Source organism: Vibrio sp. VGrn 2 (assembly GCF_009361695.1).
GTDB lineage: Bacteria > Pseudomonadota > Gammaproteobacteria > Enterobacterales > Vibrionaceae > Vibrio > Vibrio diabolicus.
Map to the genome: position 1 here is coordinate 224,472 of NZ_RBWD01000003.1, position 20,620 is coordinate 245,091.

The following is a 20,620-nucleotide window of genomic DNA, read 5'->3' on the forward strand; positions in this document are numbered from 1 at the left end:
TGCAAAGCGTTTCTAGAGCTAAGCGAGATCTAGTGAGGAGATTTGTCGTTCATGATCTTGTATATGAAGAAACCGCCGTAAAATAACATCAGACCAATTGCCCCAAAGATTACTATCATTGACGATAGACCCACTGCATTACCAAATAGGAGATCAAGCCAAAAGTCCATACGTTTCCTCCAAGATGTTCCCGACAGGCATAAAACTAAATGGCAGTGCCTTGTTGCACACTGATCTGGATCAATTATGTTGCTAAGGTTAATAAACTGTATTTTGTTGTGAGTTATCAGTCACATTTTACGTGCTAGTGTTCAGTTATTCATCAAACGAATTAAGACCTAAGGTTTTTTTGTAAAAAGCACTTGCGTCACAGTTCAGAATCCGTAATATACGCATTCGTTGACGGGGACAAGTCCTCAGTTAAACATCTCGGTGAATAGCGCAGTTTGGTAGCGCATCTGGTTTGGGACCAGAGGGTCGGGGGTTCGAATCCCTCTTCACCGACCATATTGAGAAAAAGGCTCTACAGAAATGTAGAGCCTTTTTCGTATTTGGTGATATTTATTTGGAGCCAGAGGGTCGGGGTCTGGTGCGCCAGTCCGATGGAATGCCAGTCCAATCGAATCCCTACTTCACCGACCACTTTTAGAAAGCCTGCTCAATGAGCAGGCTTTCGTCGTTTTTAGCGCTAGTAATTTTAGACTTCAATAGTATCGAGCCAAATGGGTTCACCTGACGTTAGAATATGGCACTTCACCGACACGTATTGAGAGGAAGGCTCTACAGAGATGTAGGGCCTTTTCATTTTTTAGAGCGAGTAAATTTATTACTTGATGTCACACGAGATAGTGCTGATAGGGGTTTCAGAAGTTGTGAAGCAAACATAAGCGGTCTTTGGATGGTTTGGACCAACTTTGATGTAACCTGCTTTTAGTTCGTCTTCATCAAACGTGACAGAGTGAGATTTGCTCGAGCTTCCATCAAAGTAAACAGCTTCAAAGCCTTGATTCATCATATGTGCGACGCGATTTCGGGTATGGTTAGTGGAAAAAGTGATGTTCGCACAACGCATCATTGGTTTTTCGGTAATAAGAAACTGGCCACTCTCTTTATTTAATAGCCCGCCTTTTGCTTCCGGGGTTATATCAATAGCTTGAAAATTTTCTACGTTACATGACGGTTTAGCATAAGCAAGCGATGAAGTGAGCATCATACTGCTCACGCATAGGAATAAAGCTTTAAATTTCATATGAGTTATTATGTATCCACATAGGTTAGAGTCGTTTTAGCAGAGGAGTAAACCATTGTCAGTGATCGTGTTAGCGTGATGCCTTGCTATTCATCATTGATGAGGCTGGCTGCCTTCAAATAAATTTCTAAATATGGCACCTAGCTTGGCGGGTTTTACCGAGTGGTTTTATGTCAAAGCCCCTTTTTTTAAGCAGCTCAATCAGATTATCTTTACCAACTAGATGCAAACTGCCGACAACAACGGTATAGCGACCCGAACGTTGAGGTAGGACACTGCCAGTATCAAGTTTTTTTGCCCAATCTCGATTGCGCTCATATAAGAAAGCCTGATTAAAATCTTCTGTTGCTTGATCGGTTAATGATGCCTCGACCAACATACTACCATCACCGCTCTTCCAGCTTTCTATCAAACACTGAACCAATTCTTCCCCACCGTCATATTCTTCAATTGACGAGAGGAGCATCTCTTTACCGCCTTCTGATTGACCTGCTATTAAATCGATTTGGAATTGCACGGACTCCAGTGGAATGACCGGGATTTGTTTTTTATCAGCGAGTCCTATTAAGTGCATGTCGACCCCTTTATCAGAGACATACCCCAGTTTGTTGACTAAAGCGAGTTGGATGGTTAATGCAGCCGTCCATGGTGGAGAATTTAAAAGTTGAGTTTCAGGCAACCCTAAATCTTGTGCTATCTCGACTAAGTGGCGACGTTGAGCCTTGTCTAAAACATCTTTAGAAAGGATGGTTGTTTGTGGGTAAACCAAGCCTTCAGAGTTTCTGACATCAGCTTCGATAATCAATCCAGCGCTTTGGCTTAAGTGCTGAGTAATAGTTTTAGGGAGTGGGTACATCGTTTTATCGCCCACATGCACAGAGCCAATGATCATCAGCTCGGTTTCCCCTTTTTTTGCTAACCAATGTTGCGGTTCTGCATAAGAGGAAAAGGGAGCAAAGGCAACAAGTAGGGATGATATGAGTGTCAAGAGACGAAACATAGAATGGTCCTCAGGTAAGATACCTTTAAACTTTATACGCAAAAATACTTGAGGTTAAGTGCAATTTCTCTAGTGGGGATATTCGACAAAATCGTCATTTCTAAAAATATTGACGAGTTTTGACGACGAATAAATGAGAGTCACTTCACGAAAGATAAATAGGTAATTCGCTTACTAATGGTTCACAAAATAATTAGGCGTGATCCAAATCTTACAAAATCAGTCGTAACTCATGAATATGAGTGACCTAGATCGCAGCAAACTCGTCAAAACAAGTTATTCGATTTTAACGTGGCTTGTAACTTCATGAAAGTTAAGTTTTTATGGTTTTTGCTGAGTATCATTTTTTGAACTAGATCACTTCCTATTTCTATTTATTTTACGCTTAGAAATAACTGGTTGTATGTTGAATGCAACTGTTAGGCCCCTCGCATTTGAGGAGCCGCGATTTTTATCATTGTCGTTTTGAACCACTGACTTTTTTGGGGAAGTAAGATGTTTAAACCTAGTCTGATTGCTGTTTCTGTTATCACCACATTAGCAGGTTGCTCTGCTCTGCAAAGCTCTGAGCAACAAGCTGTAAATTCACTGGCTAATAACCTTGATATTCAATACCAAGTGTTGACTAACCACGGTGCAAACGAAGGTCTTGCTTGTCAGGATTTAGGAGCTGAGTGGGCTTCTTGTAACAAGGTGAACATGACGCTAGTTAACCAAGGTGAAGCGGTTAACTCTAAAGATTGGGCTATCTACTTCCACAGCATTCGTCTGATTTTGGATGTAGATAATGATCAGTTCAAAATTTCTCGTGTAACGGGTGACCTACACAAACTGGAACCAACAGATAAGTTTGATGGCTTTGCGGCGGGCGAAGAAGTGGTACTTCCACTAATTGGCGAATACTGGCAGTTATTTGAAACCGACTTTATGCCAGGCGCTTTCGTGGCTGCACCAAACGCAGAACCTAAGATGATCGCTTCTCTTAACACAGAAGACGTTGCATCTTTCGTGACTGGCCTTGAAGGTAACAACCTAAAACGTACGCCAGATGACAACAACGTATTTGCAAACGCTGTGTCTCGTTTCGAGAAGAACGAAGACCTAGCAAAACAAGACGTATCAACCACGTTACTACCAACGCCAATGTCTGTTGAAGCAGGCAAAGGTACAGTAGATATCGCGGCGGGTATTGCGCTGCCTAAAGACGCATTCGATGCGACTCAATACGCAGCAATTCAAGATCGTGCAGAAGTGGTAGGTGTGGACGTTCGTGGTGATCTTCCTGTAAGCATCACTGTTGTTCCTGCAGACTTCACCGGTGAACTGGCAAAATCTGGTGCTTACGAGATGAGCATCAAAGGCGATGGTATTGCGATTAAAGCGTTTGACCAAGCAGGTGCTTTCTACGCAGTGCAATCTATCTTTGGCCTGGTAGATAGCCAAAATGCTGATTCTCTACCACAACTGTCTATTCAAGATGCACCTCGCTTTGATTACCGTGGTGTGATGGTGGATGTAGCTCGTAACTTCCACTCTAAAGACGCCATTCTTGCAACGCTAGACCAAATGGCAGCGTACAAGATGAACAAACTTCACCTTCACCTAACCGATGATGAAGGCTGGCGTTTAGAAATCCCAGGCCTACCTGAGTTGACAGAGGTTGGCGCTAATCGTTGTTTCGATACACAAGAGAAAAGCTGCGTACTGCCTCAGCTTGGTTCCGGTCCAACGACAGACAACTTTGGCTCTGGCTACTTCAGTAAAACAGACTACGTGGAAATCTTGAAATACGCGAAAGCGCGTAACATTGAAGTCATTCCCGAAATCGATATGCCAGCACACGCGCGTGCAGCGGTAGTATCAATGGAAGCACGTTACGACCGCCTGATGGAAGAAGGTAAGGAAGCTGAAGCGAACGAATACCGCCTGATGGATCCTCAAGATGCTTCTAATGTCACTACGGTTCAGTTCTACGATAAGCAAAGCTTTATCAACCCGTGTATGGAATCTTCCACTCGCTTTGTAGATAAAGTGATTTCAGAAGTGGCAGCAATGCACGCTGAAGCTGGGGCACCGCTAACGACATGGCACTTTGGTGGCGATGAAGCGAAGAACATCAAGCTTGGCGCTGGTTTCCAAGACGTTAACGCAGAAGACAAAGTAAGCTGGAAGGGAACGATTGATCTGTCGAAACAAGACAAGCCATTTGCGCAATCTCCACAATGTCAGGCGTTAATCGCAGACGGCACAGTGAGCGATTTTGCTCACCTACCGAGTCATTTTGCGCAAGAAGTATCAAAATTAGTTGCTGAGAAAGGCATTCCAAACTTCCAAGCATGGCAAGATGGTTTGAAATACAGCGAAGGTGAGAAAGCATTCGCAACAGAAAATACGCGTGTTAACTTCTGGGACGTTCTTTACTGGGGTGGTACATCATCAGTGTACGAGTGGTCTGAGAAAGGTTACGACGTGATCGTTTCTAACCCTGACTATGTGTACATGGACATGCCATACGAAGTTGATCCGAAAGAGCGTGGTTACTACTGGGCAACACGTGCAACCGATACGCGTAAGATGTTTGGCTTTGCACCAGAGAACATGCCTCAGAACGCAGAAACCTCTGTAGACCGCGATGGCAACGGCTTTACTGGTAAAGGTGAAATCGAAGCGAAACCTTTCTACGGTCTATCAGCACAGCTTTGGTCTGAGACAGTACGTAACGATGAGCAATACGAGTACATGGTATTCCCTCGCGTACTCGCAGCCGCTGAGCGTGCATGGCACCGCGCAGTTTGGGAGAATGACTACAAAGTCGGTGTTGAGTACTCGCAAAACTCTAACCTAGTTGATAAAGCATCGCTAAACCAAGACTACAACCGCTTTGCGAACGTGCTTGGCCAACGTGAACTGGCTAAGCTAGAAAAATCTGGTATCGACTACCGCCTTCCAATTCCTGGTGCGAAAGTAGAAAACGGCAAGCTAGCTATGAACGTTCAGTTCCCTGGCGTTGAACTGCAATACTCATTAGACGGTCAAAACTGGCTGACTTACGCAGACAATGCTCGTCCAAGTGTGAAAGGAGAAGTGTTTATCCGCTCTGTATCGGCGACAGGGGAAAGAGCAAGCCGCGTAACTAGCGTGAAATAACCTTAATCTTCTCAGCTAAATTTAAGCAAACCCTCAATGTCATGTTGAGGGTTTCTTTATTTTCATGGAAAATTAAGTGTGACCAATGTCTGATTATTTTTCATTGATAAATAAGTTTTAGCTTGTAATGGTCAGGGTTATTGTGAACTGGATCGACTTAATTTGCTAAATGTCAATAAATTACCTGTTTATGATCACACTTCTATTTTTTGAATCATTATAGAAAAATACGGTAAGTGCCTGTATTTGCCATACTTTTATCAGGGTTGTTGAGCGTCGGTTTGAACAAGATCACTTTTTAAAATGTTTTATTTTCCATCGCGAATTAATTGGAGCAATATTGCGATCGCCAAGGAGGCACATTCCAAAGTTTGCGATAAAAGGGAAGAGAAGCCCTTTAAAACCGTCGCATAACGTGAATAAATAAAGGCAGTAATTATGAAAAACATTTTTGCACTGAGTGCTCTTTCTCTCGCTTTCGCTTCTAGCGCTTTTGCTGGTTCTTCTTACGTAACAGGTAACGTTCAATTCCACGATGATGGTCGAATCCATGGTTCGGACGTTACGTCTACACTGGAAGCTGGTCATACTTTTGATAACCAATTTGGTGGCTTTACGGTTTACACCGAGTTTGATGGTATTCAGCTGGGTAAACTGGAAACAGAAAACGGTGGCGCGGGTAACACAACACCAGCAATCACTGTGGGTGGTGAGCAGTCATTTAACATTACCGATCATTTATGGGTTGCAGCGGGTTACCAACACTTGTTCTCTGCTGGCGAGAACGTACAGTACCGTCCATTGGTTAAGATCGGTTACAACTTCGATAACGGTATCTCGCTAAGTAACCGTACTCGTGCGCATATTGATGCGACAGACGCAGATGCGGATACAGATTACCGTATGGATAATCGTATTGGTTACGTGATGAATGAAGATGTGACGCTAAGCTACAACAACGTCTACATGATTGAAGCGGAAACGATGGACCACGAACTTCGCGCAACGTGGACACGTAAAGGTGTTCAGCCTTACTTTGAGTTCCGTAGCCAAGCACACGGTGCAGAAAACGCAAGTGGTGATAGCCTAGTTAACAATGCGTTTGTATTTGGTGCCTCTTACGGCTTCTAATCTTATATCTGTCCATTAAGAAAAAGCCCAGCAATTGATTTGCTGGGCTTTCTTGTTATTTGTCGTTGCCTTCGTGGTGGCTATATTCGAACACTTGGCCTTTTTCGTTAAACGCGTAAACAGTGTAGCTGTCTTTTTTATCGCCATACTCCATACCAGGGGAACCCATTGGCATGCCCGGTACCGAGAGCCCTTTTGCGTTACGTGGTGGATTTTCTAAGAATGCTTTAATGTCTTCGGCTGGAATGTGACCTTCGAACACATAGCCGTTGATTTCTGCTGTGTGGCAAGAGTAAAGCTGTTCGTTCTTGATGCCTAGATCGCGTTTTATGGCGTTCATGTCATCGTGCAATTTCTCTTCGACCGTAAATCCGTTCTCTTCCATGTGTTTTGTCCATTCACCACAGCAGCCGCAGTATGGCGATTTGTGGTTAATGACATCAGCTGCCAATACGTTGGCGGATGCGGTCGCAAGCATTGCAAAGGTCAATAATTTCAACTTCATAATAGCCTCAAATATAAGTGGTTATTTTACTGAAAAAAGTCGTAGTCGATTTGCATTACTAACGACAGTAATAGATGACAGCGCCATTGCCGCACCTGCGACAACTGGGCTGAGCAAAAATCCAAATGCAGGATAAAGTACGCCTGCGGCAACAGGGATCCCCAGTGAGTTATAAACGAAGGCTCCAAATAGGTTTTGCTTCATGTTTTTAAGTGTAGCGCGCGACAGTTCAATCGCATGTACCACCGCCATTGGTGACGTGTTAAGGATGGTCATTTGCGAACTTTCAATGGCGACATCGCTGCCGCTACCCATTGCAATACCAAGGTTGGCTAACGCGAGAGCAGGGGCGTCGTTAATGCCATCCCCCACCATTGCCACGACATGGCCTTGGGATTGAAGTTGCTCAATGTGCTGAGCTTTCTCATCTGGCATTACTTGAGCGATTACTTCATCAATACCAAGTTCTTGACCGATAGCGTTGGCTACGTGTTGGTTGTCACCCGTTAGCATTACCGTTTTGATGCCTTGCGATTTTAATGCAGAGAGCGCTTGTTTTGCATCTGATTTGATTGGGTCAGCAATGGCGATCAGGCCGACTAACTCACCATCGAGCGCAACGGCAACCGGAGTCCATGCATTCTGAGCGCATTCGTCAATTGCATCCTGAAGTGCCTCTGTTGCAACGTTTTCCGCTTGCATAAATTGAAGCGAGCCAATAAGCAGCGGTTTACCTTGATACGTTGCCAAAATGCCGCGCCCACGAACGTTTTCAAATTTATCGAGAGTCACTTCTTGCGTGTCGTGCTGATTAGCAAAATCGCATACCGCTTTTGCTAGTGGGTGCTCTGACTGATGCTCGGCGGCGTACGCTAACCCCAACAGCTCTTCTTGGCTGGTGGTCTGAGTAAACACTTGCTGCACACTCGGTTTACCTTGGGTAAGCGTGCCTGTTTTATCGAACACAACCGTATCTATTTTACTCGCTAGCTGCAGGGCATCAGCATCTTTGATCAAAATGCCGAGTTCTGCGGCTTTACCCACTCCCACCGTGACAGAAAGTGGGGTTGCTAAGCCTAGAGCACAAGGGCAGGCGATGATAAGTACGGTTGTGGTGACCACCAGCATATAGCTCGCTTTTGGCTCTGGGCCAACGGCAAACCAAACAAGCGCGGCCAGTATTGCTATGCCTACAACGACAGGGACAAACACTGATGAAATCTGGTCTGCCAATTTCGCGATGGCAGGCTTACTGCTCTGAGCGCTGCGCACCATACGAATAATACGTGCGAGCATCGTATTTGCGCCGATTCCGGTAGCCTCTATAGTTATAGAGCCGTCGGTATTCAATGTCCCTGCGGATACATGTGCCTCTTGTGCTTTTAATACAGGAACGGGTTCACCAGTTAGCATGGACTCATCGATATACGATTCACCATTGATTACCGTACCGTCGACGGGCACTTTCTCTCCCGGCTTGATACGTAACTTCATTCCTAGAGTGATTTCTTCTACCGCGATTTGTTGGTCGCCTTGTTCCGTAATTACCGTAGCTTGCTGAGGTTGCAGGTTAATCAACGCTTGTAAGGAACGTGTTGTGTTTGCTTTGGCTTTTGCTTCTATATAGTGGCCAAGAGAAATTAAGCCGATGATCATTGCACTCGCTTCAAAGTACACGTGGCGTGAAGCAAGAGGGAACCAGTCTGGGAAAATCACCACAAGCATCGAATAGAACCACGCTGCGCCAGTACCGAGAGCGACTAACGTGTCCATGGTGGCTCGCTTGTGAGTAGCCGCTAACCAAGCGTTACTGAAGAAGTGTTTCCCTGCTGTGGCAAGAAGGAGTAAACATACGATACCGATCGCGCCCCAAGCTAATTGGTCGTTGGTGTTGCGAATCATCATGTTGCCACCAGCAACACCCCAAATCATCAAAGGGGCACCCACAACAAGGCCGGCAATTGCATCCAACTTAAAGCGTTTTTGCTGTTGACGTTGTTGCTGCGCTTGCTTTTCTTGCTGTGTCGCGGCGTCTTGTAAAACCTCGCCTTGGTAACCCGCTTGTTTGACAGATTGCAAAATAGATTGATGTAACGAATCTGAGTCTTCAGTCACAAACACCAGTGCGCTTTGTTCTGCGAGGTTTACCTGAGCTTTTTCAACCCCTTGTACATTAGTAAGAGCTTTTTCTACTGATGCGACACAGCTTGCACAGGTCATACCTTGAATCAACATCTGTAGTTGAGCCGTGCCTGCTGGTTGCTCGTCAGGCGCTGCTTGGTCGCCTTTTTCGCTTTGATATGTCTGGCTTTGGCATTGATCGGGAGTGATTGCCTTGTGCTCTTCAGCAACTGAGTTATCAGTAACAGCGCTATTGTTGGCCGTATAGCCCAAGCTGGCAACTAGCTCAATGACTTGTTGCTCGGAGAGTAGGGTACGAATCTCTAAGTGCGTTGTTGAAGCCTCGAAAGAAATAACGTCTTGATGAGAGTCTAATAAAGACGAGAGTTTTTTCACGCAGCCGCCACAGCTTAAGCCTGAAAGGTTTAACTCGTACTGATTTCCTGCTTGGTAACCAAGAGATTCAATTGATGAGACAAGCTCTTTGATAGAGGACTCGGTTTTGACCTCTACTTGCGTTGGGGACAAAGTGAGGATCTCTACATCGTGATTCGCATGTAAAGCCTTCTCAACTTTTCTCGCACAGCCCATGCAGTTGAGCCCTGATAAAGGTATAACAAACTGATACATAATCTGCACCTCAATAATCGTGATACATTGAGCTTAAACCTTCCTGCAAGGGTAAGGTCAATACCCATTTTGGGCTCACAACAATTTCGTCAAAATCGCTTGAATCACAAAAGTTCACTGCCATTTTACTTGCGAGTGATCTCAAGGTTTTTTCTCTCTGAATATAAAGTTCCGTTAAAACACCTAAAAGATGAATGAAGTCGCTCACGCTTTTAAGATGCTCTCAATGTCAGTTCAGTGTCAAGAAGTGCTTTTAACGTTTTTAACTTTTTATATTTGAACTTAATTATTTGATTATTAAGTATTTATATTGTTTTTGATCTTCTCATTTTGAAGTCGCTCAGATTGCTGTAGGGAAAGTTTTTTAGTGCGAAAAAAGTTTGTCATATTTGCCCCGTCCAAACATTGTTTCAAGTTCCTGCCATGTCCTAGTTAGCGAATTTGAAAATGGAAAAAACTAAAAAATATAGGGGTTAAAAATGTCTTACCTAAAGAAAAGCCTACTTGCTACGGCAATCACAGGCATGATGTTCAGTGGTGCTGCATTTGCTGATGGTGCAAACAGTGACGCAGCAAAAGAGTTCCTAACTAAAGATTCATTCTCTTATGAAGTTTACGGGATCATCGCGATGCAGGCCGCGTACCGCGATTACGATTCTGGCAACAAAGCAACGGACGATGATCTAGGTGGCATGCAGCTAAACAACGAATCTCGCATCGGTTTCCGTGGTAAAAAACAATTTGCTAACTTCGGTCCTACTTTTATTTGGCAAATCGAAGGTGGTTACGTTGACCCTAGCTTTGGCGGCGAGGGTGCAGGTCTTGGTGAACGTGACACATTCGTCGGTTTTGAAAGTGCATCTTGGGGTCAAGTTCGTTTAGGTCGTGTATTAACACCGATGTACGAATTGGTTGACTGGCCTGCATCTAACCCAGGTCTCGGTGACGTTTACGACTGGGGTGGTGCAATCGGTGGTGCTAAGTATCAAGACCGTCAATCAAACACCATTCGTTGGGACTCGCCAATGTATGCAGACAAATTCTCTCTAGATATCGCGGCTGGTGCAGGTGACAAAGCAGGTCTGGGTGAAGGTGATGACTACTGGGGTGGTATCGCGGCGCACTACAAAATTGGTCCAATTCAGTTAGATGCCGCATACGAGGGTAACCGTAACATTAAGATGGAAGGCCAAACGTGGGAAAACAACACATACTTGGTGGGTGCTCAAGGCTGGTTTGATAACGGTATTTCTTTCTTCGCGCAATACAAATACATGGAAGCTGACGCAAGCAACGGCGTGAGTGAGAAGCAAGACGCAATGTCTGCCGCTATCATGTACACCACAGGTGATTGGCAATACAAACTGGCTTACGCAGCGAACTTTGATCTAGAGCGTGATGGTAAGACAATTAACGATACAGCAGACGATGTACTATCTGCACAAGTTATGTACTTCGTAGACCCATCGGCAGTGCTTTACGTACGTGCTCGTACTCTAGACTTTGGCGACGGTGCATATCAACTGGATAAACCAACAGAAGCGCGTTGGAAATCTGCGGACTACGATGAGTTCTCTGTGGGTGTTGAATACTACTTCTAATAAAGAAGCAGCTAAAAGGGCGGAAACGCCCTTTTTGTCTTGATACTGATTCAAATAAGCCTTTGGAATGACAGGCCTGTAAGTTTCAGAGGCTTATCTAAATTGGTATAAAGTGAGAAACCACGATGAAAAAAACAACGACACTTCTCGGACTTTGCGCAATGCTTTCTGCGCCTGCTTTTGCTGCTCAACTAACTCTGCAAGCTGAACTGGTTCCTCGCGTTCTCAACGGTGAGTTCGTGTACCCTGAGTGGATTTCCAAAAATAACAGCATCGAGCTGAAGGACGGGGAAAATCAGTTGGCGGTGACGGTTGGACAAATTGTCTTTGAAGATGGCAAGCGCCGTAAGTTCGATTCGCAGCCACTGGTATTAGAGTTTGAAGCAGAAAAAGACGCCGAGCTATCGCTTACTTACAAAGCGTTCCGTACCATCGAAGAAGCGAAAGCTTTTGAACTCGATCCAAAAGTGGTATTGAAAGACAAACACGGAAAAGAAGTGGAATTCTCTATGGTTCAACTTCGTAAAGGTGGCTTGCAAGGTTTTCGTGATTACGAGCGAGAAGTGGCTGACTATAACAATGCAATGAACAAAGAATCGACCAAGGCAAGCATTGCGTCTTCTCCGGCGGAAACCAAAACAATCAAAGCATCGTTTAATGAGTTAAGCCGTGAAGAGCAGCAAGAATTTATGCAATGGGCGATGCGTAACCTGAAGTAATTTCGTTCTGCACTTTAACAGTAAATAGGAGGGCAGTACCTTTATTGGTGCTGCCCTGTTTGTATTTCTGGTGTCAAACCGATTGTAGAATTGACTTACGGTGGTAAAATGTCGCCACTTTTATCCTTGACATTACAACGAGAGATCTCTCGTTGCTCATTACCCCTAAGGAACTCAAATGACGGTTAAAACTCGTTTTGCTCCTAGCCCAACTGGCTATCTACACGTTGGTGGTGCGCGTACTGCACTTTACTCTTGGCTATACGCTAAAAACCAAGGTGGTGAATTCGTTCTACGTATCGAAGATACAGACCTTGAGCGTAACTCTCAGGAAGCGGTTGATGCAATTCTTGAAGGCATGGAATGGCTAGGCTTGGAGTGGGATGAAGGTCCTTACTACCAAACTCAACGTTTTGATCGTTACAACGAAATGGTTGATAAGCTTCTTGCTGAAGACAAAGCTTACAAATGTTACGCGTCTAAAGAGCTGCTAGATGAAATCCGTGCAGAGCAAGAAGCAAATAAAGAAATACCTCGCTATGATGCTAACCATCCAAAAATCAAAGCAGCAAACGAAGCGGCAAAAGATGGCGATCCATGTGTTATCCGTTTCCGTAACCCGAAAGAAGGCAGCGTAGTATTTGATGATCAAATCCGTGGCCGTATCGAAATCCGCAACGATCAAATGGATGACCTAATCATTCGTCGTACTGACGGTTCACCTACTTACAACTTCTGTGTAGTAGTGGATGACTGGGACATGGGTATCACTCACGTTGTTCGTGGTGAAGACCACATCAACAATACGCCTCGTCAAATCAACATCTACGAAGCACTAGGTGCACCAGTACCAACGTTTGCGCACTGTGCAATGATCTTAGGTGATGACGGTGCGAAACTGTCGAAACGTCACGGCGCTGTATCGGTCATGCAATACCGCGATATGGGTTACTTGCCTGCAGCACTAAACAACTACCTAGTGCGTCTAGGTTGGTCTCATGGCGACCAAGAAATCTTCTCTCAAGAAGAGATGATCAACCTATTCAGCCTAAACGCAGTATCTAAGTCAGCGTCTGCCTTCAACACGGACAAACTGCAATGGTTGAACAACCATTACATCAAAAATTCAGATCCTGCGTACGTTGCAGAGCACCTACAATGGCACCTAGATCAACAAAAACTAGACGTAACGAATGGTCCTGCTATCACTGACGTGATCAAGCTAGTGGGTGAGCGTTGCAACACGCTGGTTGAGCTAGCTGAGCAAATCCGTTACTTCTACGAAGATTTCTCTGAGTTTGAAGCGGGCGCAGCGAAGAAACACTTACGCGGTGTGGCTAAAGAGCCTCTGGAGCTTGCTCTAGCGAAAGCTGAAGCACTGACCGAGTGGACAACAGCAAACATCAAAGATGGCGTTATCGCAGCAGTCTGTGAAGAGCTAGAAATCGGCATGGGCAAAATCGGTATGCCATTACGTGTTGCTGTAACAGGCGGCGGTCAGTCTCCTTCTGTAGATGCAGTAATGGAACTGGTTGGCAAAGAGCGTTGTGTTGCTCGTATTAAGATGGCGCTTGAGTTCATTGCTGAGCGTGAAGCAAACGCATAATTGCTTTGAACTAAACGTTCTTTTGAATAAATAGTCACAAAGCCGCGGTAAACACCCGCGGCTTTTTTGTATCTGAATCCTAGATAATGAGAAATCTTCTCATATGTCGGTGAAGGATGTGGTATTTAGGACCGTAATTCACCTAGGTATGGATAAGATTTTTTAATCCAAACATCGTTGGCATGAATAAAAAACGAGCGATTATATATCAAATATCTGATTGATTTTTATCCACCTTCCTTAAAGTTCCATTTTTGTTGTCTCATTTTTAGGAAAAAACTTTGCTTAAGTTGTAGTATTCCAGAAAATAAAGCAAACGTTTGCGTCGTGATTGTGTGGGGATTTTTTTGCTTAAGATCACATGTTGTTGAGATTTTTGATGACAATAAATTGACAGAATTGGGATTTTTCTCGCGATTTCTTAGCGTTATAGTTCACCCCGTCAGTGATACCGAGATGGCGATATGTATCACTGAACAGGAAATGTACGTAAGTAGCTTCCATAAAAAAAATGCATGTGCATAAAAAGAAGCTGACTAAGTATCTCACTCAAGGAATGAATAAAAAGAATTGAAATACAACGTCAGTCAGACGGCGCATTTCGGCATCTAACAAAAGAACTTCTTTAGAGGAATCAATAATGAAAAAATTAGCAGCGGTAATTTCAGCGTCTCTACTTATGGCTTCAGCAGCACAAGCAGAAGTATACGTTGGTGGTAAGATGGGTAAGTCATGGATGGAAGACGCGTGTGTAGCGGGCCAGGCTTGTGACAAAGACGACTCTACTCTTGGCGCTTTTGTTGGTTACGAAATGAATAAATACTTCGCAGTAGAAGCAGGTTTCGACAACATCGGTGATTTTAACCAAACTTCTTTCGGTGGCCATGTAGAAGCAATCACTCTTGCACCTAAATTCAGCCTACCAATCACTGAAGACATCGCACTTTACGGTAAAGTGGGTGGCGCTTACGTAATGTTTGATGGCAAAGATGATTACTCTTACCTAGGCGCAGCTGGCCTTGAGTTCAACCTAAGCCAAAACGTAACTGCTCGTGCGGAATACCAAACTCTGACTGATATCAGCAACGATGTAACTCGTGCGACAGGTAACACAGCAACACTGGGTGTTTCTTTCAAATTCGGCGGCAACGATGAGCCAGTAATCGTAGAAGAGCCAGTTGTTGTTGAAGAAGTGGTTGTAGAAGAAGTGGTAGAAGAGCCAGTAGTTGTAACGAAAACATTCGAAACTCAAACAATCGGCACTGGTAGCTTCGATCTAAACAGCACAACTCTAAAACCAGAGAGCGCTGCAAAACTTGATAACCTAGTTGCTTTCCTAAACGAGCACCCACAAGCGAACGTTGAAGTTGTAGGTTACACAGATACTTCTGGCCCAGCAGCTTACAACCTAAAAGTTTCTGAGAAACGCGCGGAATCTGTAGCTAACGCACTTGTTGAAAAAGGCATTGATTCATCACGTATTCAAGCGCGTGGCGAAGGTGAAAACAATCCAATCGCTTCAAACGACACTCGTGAAGGTCGTCAGCAAAACCGTCGCGTAGAAATCGTTGTTCCAGAATTTGAATACCAAGTTCAGCAATAAGCTTCTATCCGACCGTAGTATAGAAGACTAAAGCTGAAAGCCCCAAAGAGTTCGCTCTTTGGGGCTTTTTCATTTCTATTTGAAACGGACTGAAAAGTTAAAAACGGTAAACATCACTTGAGGTCAATGCTGTTTAAGCGCCCCATGAACGTTAGGATTTCCAAGTTGTCTTTATGTGCTTCTAACAACGCTTTTTTGGTTTGCATGTAGGCGGCAAGCTTGCCGTATTTACTAATAGAGCGAACCACCGTTTTGTATTTGTAGTCACCGTCATCATTGAACTCTCGCCACTTAGCGATGTAACACGTATCTCGGTTATCTGGGTTTTCAAGAGTGGGGTTAGGCTTGTGAACAATTTTTGGCTCAACGCTGTGTGGGAGTCTGGTCATGAGGTAAGGATCCTTCAAAAGACGTCGCCAAAATTTGCCCCACATTTGCCGGCCTAATTCGTTTCTCAGCTTAATGGCTTTTTGTAAGCCTTTCTTTTCTCCAATACGAACAAACCCAACCGAGCGGTGCAGTACCGTGTCCTCGGGGGTATGGATATGAATCTTAAAGGCAGTCTTGCCTTTAGAAATAAAGCGGTGTCCAGTGTTAGTTATTAAATTGCTCTTAGACATAGTGCTAACTAATAATTTTATTAATAGCTAAAAGGGTAAGCAAAACTCATAGATAATTAAAGTAATAAAATACAAAACTGTAAATAGGGCTTGTTGAAATGATTTCAAGGGGAAGAGGTCGGAACAGTAAAAGGTTTTATCTCGTCGAGTAAAGGAGCGAGGCGATCATATTGATTACTGAGGAAATTGTTTCACACGTTACTTGGAAACGCTCTGTGAAGCTCGAAATAGTGGATACAAAAAAGCCTTAGCTCAAGTGGGAGCTAAGGCTATGATATGGCGCCCCCAGTAGGATTCGAACCTACGACCTGTCCCTTAGGAGGGGACTGCGCTATCCAGCTGTGCCATGGGGGCGTAATACCAATAGTTGCAGTTCATTGAACCGTTTTACTGAATGCAAACCTAGCAACTTTGTTTAGGTCTTTATCAGTATCACTTTGAACGACTCACTACGGTCATTGGTATAATCAAATAAGATGCGCTGCCTATGATATTCAAAAGTGAGCATATCTCAAGACTTAATGTTTGCTTTTATAGGATCTTGTTCATTACGTCGCCAATTTGAACACTAGAGGCTAAATTTGGCTGATCAATCGTCAGCTCGGCTTCGTGTTCGTATATACGAGATACCGTCAATGTAATTTCACTTTGCGATACTTTATTTCTTGGTAATCCGTTTTGGTCGATAAATGATGCGGTGTGCCAAAGCTGCAATTTGTCTCCCTCTTTTACGCCATGCATACGGCCGAGATCCATCGTTACTGTATTGCCGAAGACAGCAACGACCTCTGGCAGCGTAATTTTGCAAGACAGCTCTGATTCTAGATCCAGCATTATATTGCGACTAACGCGTAGCATCATCTCGCCATAGGTCGACGCCCAAAAGCGCGCACTGCGAGTATCCACTTGGCTCGTTTTGGCAAATGGCCAACGCGCCACTTCACGGTAGGCTTTGTTGAAGACTTCATGGCCAGTTTTACCATCAAATACTTTCATCTCTAACGCAAACTGACGATTGATGATGTCATCTTGCAGTAGCTGAGATTCGACTGTCGCAGTGAGATCGGTAATGACTCCCCCAATGATGTATTGTGCGCCGTTGTCTTGCGCGATCATTTGAGTACGAGCGGGATAGTTACTGCTAATTGAATAGTCCGTTGTACCCACAGACACAAAGCTGCGAGAGGTTTGATCCAGCTGGCGATTCACCACGCGGCTAAAATCGTCACCCACTTGGTAAATCTGTCCCATCACCGCTTGTTGTGGTGAGGCAACCTCAATATTGCCGACAAGGATCGTCTTTTTGTATTGATCGGTGTGGCAACCCGTTGCCGATGGATAAATATCGACGCGAATTTTTACCTCGACTTTACCTCGACGTTTACGCTCAGACTCGACCAAAATGTAACGGACTTCATGGTTGGTAAACTGGTACTCGTTACGGCTTTCTTCTAGTAGCGGCATCAAATTGCTAATACTGCCAATATCTGCGCCCGAAAAATTGACGGCTTTGAACAGCGCGTCTTCCAACGCATGGAGCCTTGCCGTCTCTTCTGAAGAAACGATAGTGGCAACGCCTGTTACTTCATACCAAGATGCCATTACTTTAAAAGGCACAAGCATCACTAAAGTGATTGAAAACAGACTGTTTAATATTTTTTTCATTGATTACAACCGTTCGGGTATAAATATTGCTTTAACAATTTCAGTGAAGTTTGGTGGATTTTTCTTCGTTAGGCAAACAAAGAAAAGCAAAGACTGTTCCAATATTCACTTTCTTAGAAAGGAATTAATCAAGAACGGTATCACCTAAGATTATCTGGAGAATCAAACCATGAAAAAGTGGCTTGTCGCCGCATCGATGATGACGCTTCTGACATCGTGCGCGTACTCACCGATTTACAATGGTAAAGAACCGTACTCGGGAAGCCAGTTCATGCTGATGGATAGTCCACGTCATACGATGGACTTTTTCATTGAAAGCATGACCGAAGACCTGATGGTTTCTAATGTGGCGGTATCTGCGCGGACACCGATTGCGATTACCTCGTTTGTTGATCTACAAAATATGGATGCAACAAACTGGTTAGGTAACTCGGTCTCGGAAGGTTTTATCCATCAGTTCCAGCGCCGAGGGTTCAAAGTGGTTGATTTCAAAACTACGGGCTCTATCCAAGTGACGCAGCAGGGCGATTTTGCTTTAAGCCGTGATTGGCAAGATCTGGCGCAAGAGCAACAAATTCAGTATGTACTGACCGGCACGATGCTGCGCCAAGAGGGCGGGGTGCTGGTCAATGCACGTGTGGTCGGTATGCAGAGCCGTGTGGTTGTAGCAACGGCGCAGGGTTTCCTTCCGGCTGACCGTATTGGTCGTGACTTAGATACGTTAAACAGTATCCGTACGCAAGATGGCGTGTTGATTCGCTCAGACCCAACCATTCGTCAGCCGTACACTGTAATTCTGCGTCCATAGGATAGAAGCATGAAGAAGTTATTATTTATTATTACCACACTGGTATTGGTGGGGTGTCAGCCACTACAACAGATGCGTCAAGATGAAATCTTAGTGGCAGTGGGTTATGCGAGTGTCAGTGAGCAAACAGGTCGTACTGTTGAAGAGAAGCGTGTACGAGCGATGCGCGCATCAAAAATTGATGCATACCGTGAACTGGCAGAACAAGTGTATGGTATGCGTGTTAGTGGACGTGCAGAACTGCAAGACCAGCGTTTAGGTATTGAGAGCACTACAGGCGCGGTTGATGGTGTGATTCGCGGTGCAGAAGTTGTGCGTAGTTATCTTGTTGAAGACAGTTACGTGACAGAGCTGCGTCTGGATATTCGTAAAATGGATAAGTTGCGTGATTACGGAGAAGTTCAACAGGTGCCTGAGAAGCGTCAACAAACCTTGTTCTAATGCCCTAAGCGCATTACTTCAGAAGACCAGATAATCTTTCCCGCGGCTGATTGGCAACAATGAGTCGCTTTTTTATATCTACATTCTAGAGATGGTGGGGTAGGAGTGACGTTTAGGCTTTTATATTGGTGCCAAGTGTCGAAATAGTGTGGGTTTTGCCACCGGCATTGTAGGTCATGCCCACTTTGCCATGAGTTCGCTGAAGCATGTTATTGAGTTTATTAAAACTCAGCTGTGCGCGACTAAGCGATTCACCATTTACTTTGTTGACTTGTTGACAGTCGAGGACGATCGATTGGATTTGAGCAACAACCTGACTTAGGTGCTCATCTTCAGTAAGTTGATTGACGTGCGGGTGAGAGGCGATTCGCTGATCAGTTGTTCTAAGCTGATCAATGAGTGTCATCTTCTGTTTGGCAATACTCTCAATCTCGGTAGAGACACGCGCAGTTATCGCTTGTGTTTCTTGACGCAAAACAGCAGAAAGTGCCTTAGCATTTTCTAGTTGGAAATTGACGAGATCGACTAATGCTGCCATAAAATACTTACCTTCGGCCTAAGTCAGTTAGCTTTTGCCTTGCAATTCGTTTTCAAACTTAATCATGTTGTCGGCCAATTTTTCAGGATCGACTTTGTATGAACCGTTTGTGATTGCCTCTTTGATTGCCGCCACTTTGGCGCTGTCATAGGCCGGAGAAGCTGCCATATCTTTTTGGAGTTTGCTAACGGCTTTGCTTTGCTGGCTGAGTGATACAGCGTCTTGTTGTGCGGGTGCTTTTTTCGATTCAGTCGTGCTGGTAGCATTGGAATCGTTACGCGCAGGTGCACGACTTGTCGTCGTCATCATTTGCCCTGAACGTATATTATCTATACCTGCCATGTTTAACCTTTGCCTTGTATCGTAATACTGGTATCCAGACTATCGACCAGTGCAAAAATAACTTTAGTCATTTTTTGCATTTTTATTGATCAGTTTAAACACGCTACCAGTGGGTGTTAAAAATTAACAGTGATTTCCGCAATGCCAGTCACTATGCCTTCTATTATACGCTGTGACTTATCATTTTTCACTCTTACTTGATCGCCAGCCGCACCATCTTGCAATGCAGTGCCTTGCGTGGTGATTGTCATGCCAGAATTCACCGCTTTGATTGTGACCTTTTCATTCCGGCAAACGACACAGACATCATTACGCTCAACAACATCACCTAAGCGAACGTTGCGTTTTAGCTTTGCGCCAACCACTTGATCGTAGTTAGAAAAGCCATCTTTGCGAAAGCGCTGCAGCTCGATCATAGAAGTGGTGACATCCGATGCGCTGACGATTTCTCCTCTCCCTAGCGTTCGTGTTGCGACGATCATTGGCACCGATACAGAGATCCGTACAGGCACATAGACTTTCCAGTCATCCGGTGGGCATTCCACTAGAACATTGATGTTGCTTCGAGTACTGCTGGTGGAAGAAGCTGACGTATCTAGGGGCACTGGGCAATCCGTTGCTTTTATTCTCGAGTCGATATCTGCCGCATTAACAGATAGCTCGCCACCATCAGGCTGATCAACTGTAGCAAGAATATGTTGTTCTGCTGCCGTTTTTATTTGCTCGATCTGATTATCTGAAGCTGAATGAACAAAAAAGCTAAACATACTGAGCAAAATGCCGATAGACTTAGCGTACTTTGTAATTAGCGCTCTACATATTGTCATAGTCAATGGTGTCGAAGTGAAAGTGAAATACGCCATACTGTCTCCCTGGTATCGTGCTTGCCAGTGG

18 protein-coding genes and 2 tRNA genes are annotated in these 20,620 nt (G+C 44.5%); 9 read left to right on the forward strand and 11 right to left on the reverse strand.

The window, feature by feature from the left end:
- Positions 1-29: 29 nt before the first annotated feature.
- Complete coding sequence (locus tag D8S93_RS07585; protein ID WP_005382236.1) at positions 30-170, reverse strand: DUF3149 domain-containing protein; 141 nt, start codon at positions 168-170, stop codon at positions 30-32.
- A gap of 260 nt (positions 171-430) precedes the next feature.
- On the opposite strand from D8S93_RS07585, the gene D8S93_RS07590 reads away from it, so the two are divergent.
- Positions 431-507 (forward strand) — tRNA-Pro (locus D8S93_RS07590).
- A 319-nt stretch (positions 508-826) separates the two neighbouring features.
- On the opposite strand, the gene D8S93_RS07595 is transcribed toward D8S93_RS07590, so the two are convergent.
- Together D8S93_RS07595 and D8S93_RS07600 are read right to left on the reverse strand one after the other, a co-directional pair.
- On the reverse strand, positions 827-1,249 hold the full coding sequence (locus tag D8S93_RS07595) for a hypothetical protein (RefSeq protein WP_152812661.1): 423 nt from the start codon (positions 1,247-1,249) through the stop codon (positions 827-829).
- A 127-nt stretch (positions 1,250-1,376) separates the two neighbouring features.
- Positions 1,377-2,249, reverse strand: a complete 873-nt coding sequence (locus tag D8S93_RS07600; protein ID WP_006743037.1) for a TraB/GumN family protein — start codon at positions 2,247-2,249, stop codon at positions 1,377-1,379.
- 495 nt (positions 2,250-2,744) lie between these two features.
- Here D8S93_RS07600 and D8S93_RS07605 point away from each other — a divergent pair, with 495 nt between their 5' ends.
- Positions 2,745-5,396 (forward strand): beta-N-acetylhexosaminidase, encoded by a 2,652-nt coding sequence (locus D8S93_RS07605; protein WP_152812663.1) that lies wholly within the window; start codon positions 2,745-2,747, stop codon positions 5,394-5,396.
- Between the two features lie 438 nt (positions 5,397-5,834).
- Positions 5,835-6,527 (forward strand): oligogalacturonate-specific porin KdgM family protein, encoded by a 693-nt coding sequence (locus D8S93_RS07610; RefSeq protein ID WP_005382004.1) that lies wholly within the window; start codon positions 5,835-5,837, stop codon positions 6,525-6,527.
- 55 nt (positions 6,528-6,582) lie between these two features.
- Here the strand turns inward: D8S93_RS07610 and D8S93_RS07615 are convergent, their stop codons facing one another.
- On the reverse strand, positions 6,583-7,032 hold the full coding sequence (locus D8S93_RS07615) for a DUF411 domain-containing protein (RefSeq protein WP_012842060.1): 450 nt from the start codon (positions 7,030-7,032) through the stop codon (positions 6,583-6,585).
- A 21-nt stretch (positions 7,033-7,053) separates the two neighbouring features.
- Entirely contained in the window at positions 7,054-9,783 is a 2,730-nt protein-coding gene (locus D8S93_RS07620; protein ID WP_152812665.1) for a heavy metal translocating P-type ATPase, read from the reverse strand.
- Positions 9,784-10,262: 479 nt separating this feature from the next.
- On the opposite strand from D8S93_RS07620, the gene chiP reads away from it, so the two are divergent.
- From chiP to D8S93_RS07650, 4 genes are all read left to right on the forward strand, one after another.
- Positions 10,263-11,384, forward strand: a complete 1,122-nt coding sequence (gene chiP, locus D8S93_RS07635; RefSeq protein WP_006743034.1) for a chitoporin — start codon at positions 10,263-10,265, stop codon at positions 11,382-11,384.
- 125 nt (positions 11,385-11,509) lie between these two features.
- The gene (locus tag D8S93_RS07640; protein WP_048626113.1) at positions 11,510-12,103 is read left to right on the forward strand and encodes a DUF2057 domain-containing protein; all 594 of its coding nucleotides are present in this window, start codon (positions 11,510-11,512) and stop codon (positions 12,101-12,103) included.
- Positions 12,104-12,281: 178 nt separating this feature from the next.
- Entirely contained in the window at positions 12,282-13,709 is a 1,428-nt protein-coding gene (gene gltX, locus D8S93_RS07645; RefSeq protein ID WP_152812669.1) for a glutamate--tRNA ligase, read from the forward strand.
- 640 nt (positions 13,710-14,349) lie between these two features.
- Entirely contained in the window at positions 14,350-15,312 is a 963-nt protein-coding gene (locus D8S93_RS07650) for an OmpA family protein (RefSeq protein ID WP_006743033.1), read from the forward strand.
- A 113-nt stretch (positions 15,313-15,425) separates the two neighbouring features.
- Here the strand turns inward: D8S93_RS07650 and D8S93_RS07655 are convergent, their stop codons facing one another.
- The 3 genes from D8S93_RS07655 to D8S93_RS07665 all read right to left on the reverse strand — a co-directional run bounded on the left by D8S93_RS07655 (position 15,426) and on the right by D8S93_RS07665 (position 17,597).
- Positions 15,426-15,932 carry a hypothetical protein gene (locus tag D8S93_RS07655; protein WP_031780328.1) on the reverse strand — a complete coding sequence of 169 codons (507 nt, stop codon included), beginning with the start codon at positions 15,930-15,932 and terminating at the stop codon, positions 15,426-15,428.
- Between the two features lie 277 nt (positions 15,933-16,209).
- Positions 16,210-16,286 (reverse strand) — tRNA-Arg (locus D8S93_RS07660).
- A 177-nt stretch (positions 16,287-16,463) separates the two neighbouring features.
- Positions 16,464-17,597 carry a flagellar assembly protein FlgT gene (locus tag D8S93_RS07665; protein WP_048626114.1) on the reverse strand — a complete coding sequence of 378 codons (1,134 nt, stop codon included), beginning with the start codon at positions 17,595-17,597 and terminating at the stop codon, positions 16,464-16,466.
- A gap of 169 nt (positions 17,598-17,766) precedes the next feature.
- On the opposite strand from D8S93_RS07665, the gene D8S93_RS07670 reads away from it, so the two are divergent.
- Together D8S93_RS07670 and flgP are read left to right on the forward strand one after the other, a co-directional pair.
- Positions 17,767-18,405 (forward strand): FlgO family outer membrane protein, encoded by a 639-nt coding sequence (locus D8S93_RS07670; RefSeq protein WP_005382013.1) that lies wholly within the window; start codon positions 17,767-17,769, stop codon positions 18,403-18,405.
- A 9-nt stretch (positions 18,406-18,414) separates the two neighbouring features.
- Complete coding sequence (gene flgP / locus D8S93_RS07675) at positions 18,415-18,846, forward strand: flagellar assembly lipoprotein FlgP (protein ID WP_053807681.1); 432 nt, start codon at positions 18,415-18,417, stop codon at positions 18,844-18,846.
- 112 nt (positions 18,847-18,958) lie between these two features.
- On the opposite strand, the gene D8S93_RS07680 is transcribed toward flgP, so the two are convergent.
- The 3 genes from D8S93_RS07680 to flgA form a co-directional block, all read right to left on the reverse strand.
- Entirely contained in the window at positions 18,959-19,384 is a 426-nt protein-coding gene (locus tag D8S93_RS07680) for a flagella synthesis protein FlgN (RefSeq protein ID WP_046874280.1), read from the reverse strand.
- Between the two features lie 27 nt (positions 19,385-19,411).
- Entirely contained in the window at positions 19,412-19,726 is a 315-nt protein-coding gene (gene flgM, locus D8S93_RS07685) for a flagellar biosynthesis anti-sigma factor FlgM (RefSeq protein WP_005382018.1), read from the reverse strand.
- A 116-nt stretch (positions 19,727-19,842) separates the two neighbouring features.
- Complete coding sequence (flgA, locus tag D8S93_RS07690) at positions 19,843-20,589, reverse strand: flagellar basal body P-ring formation chaperone FlgA (RefSeq protein ID WP_005393139.1); 747 nt, start codon at positions 20,587-20,589, stop codon at positions 19,843-19,845.
- Positions 20,590-20,620: the final 31 nt, after the last annotated feature.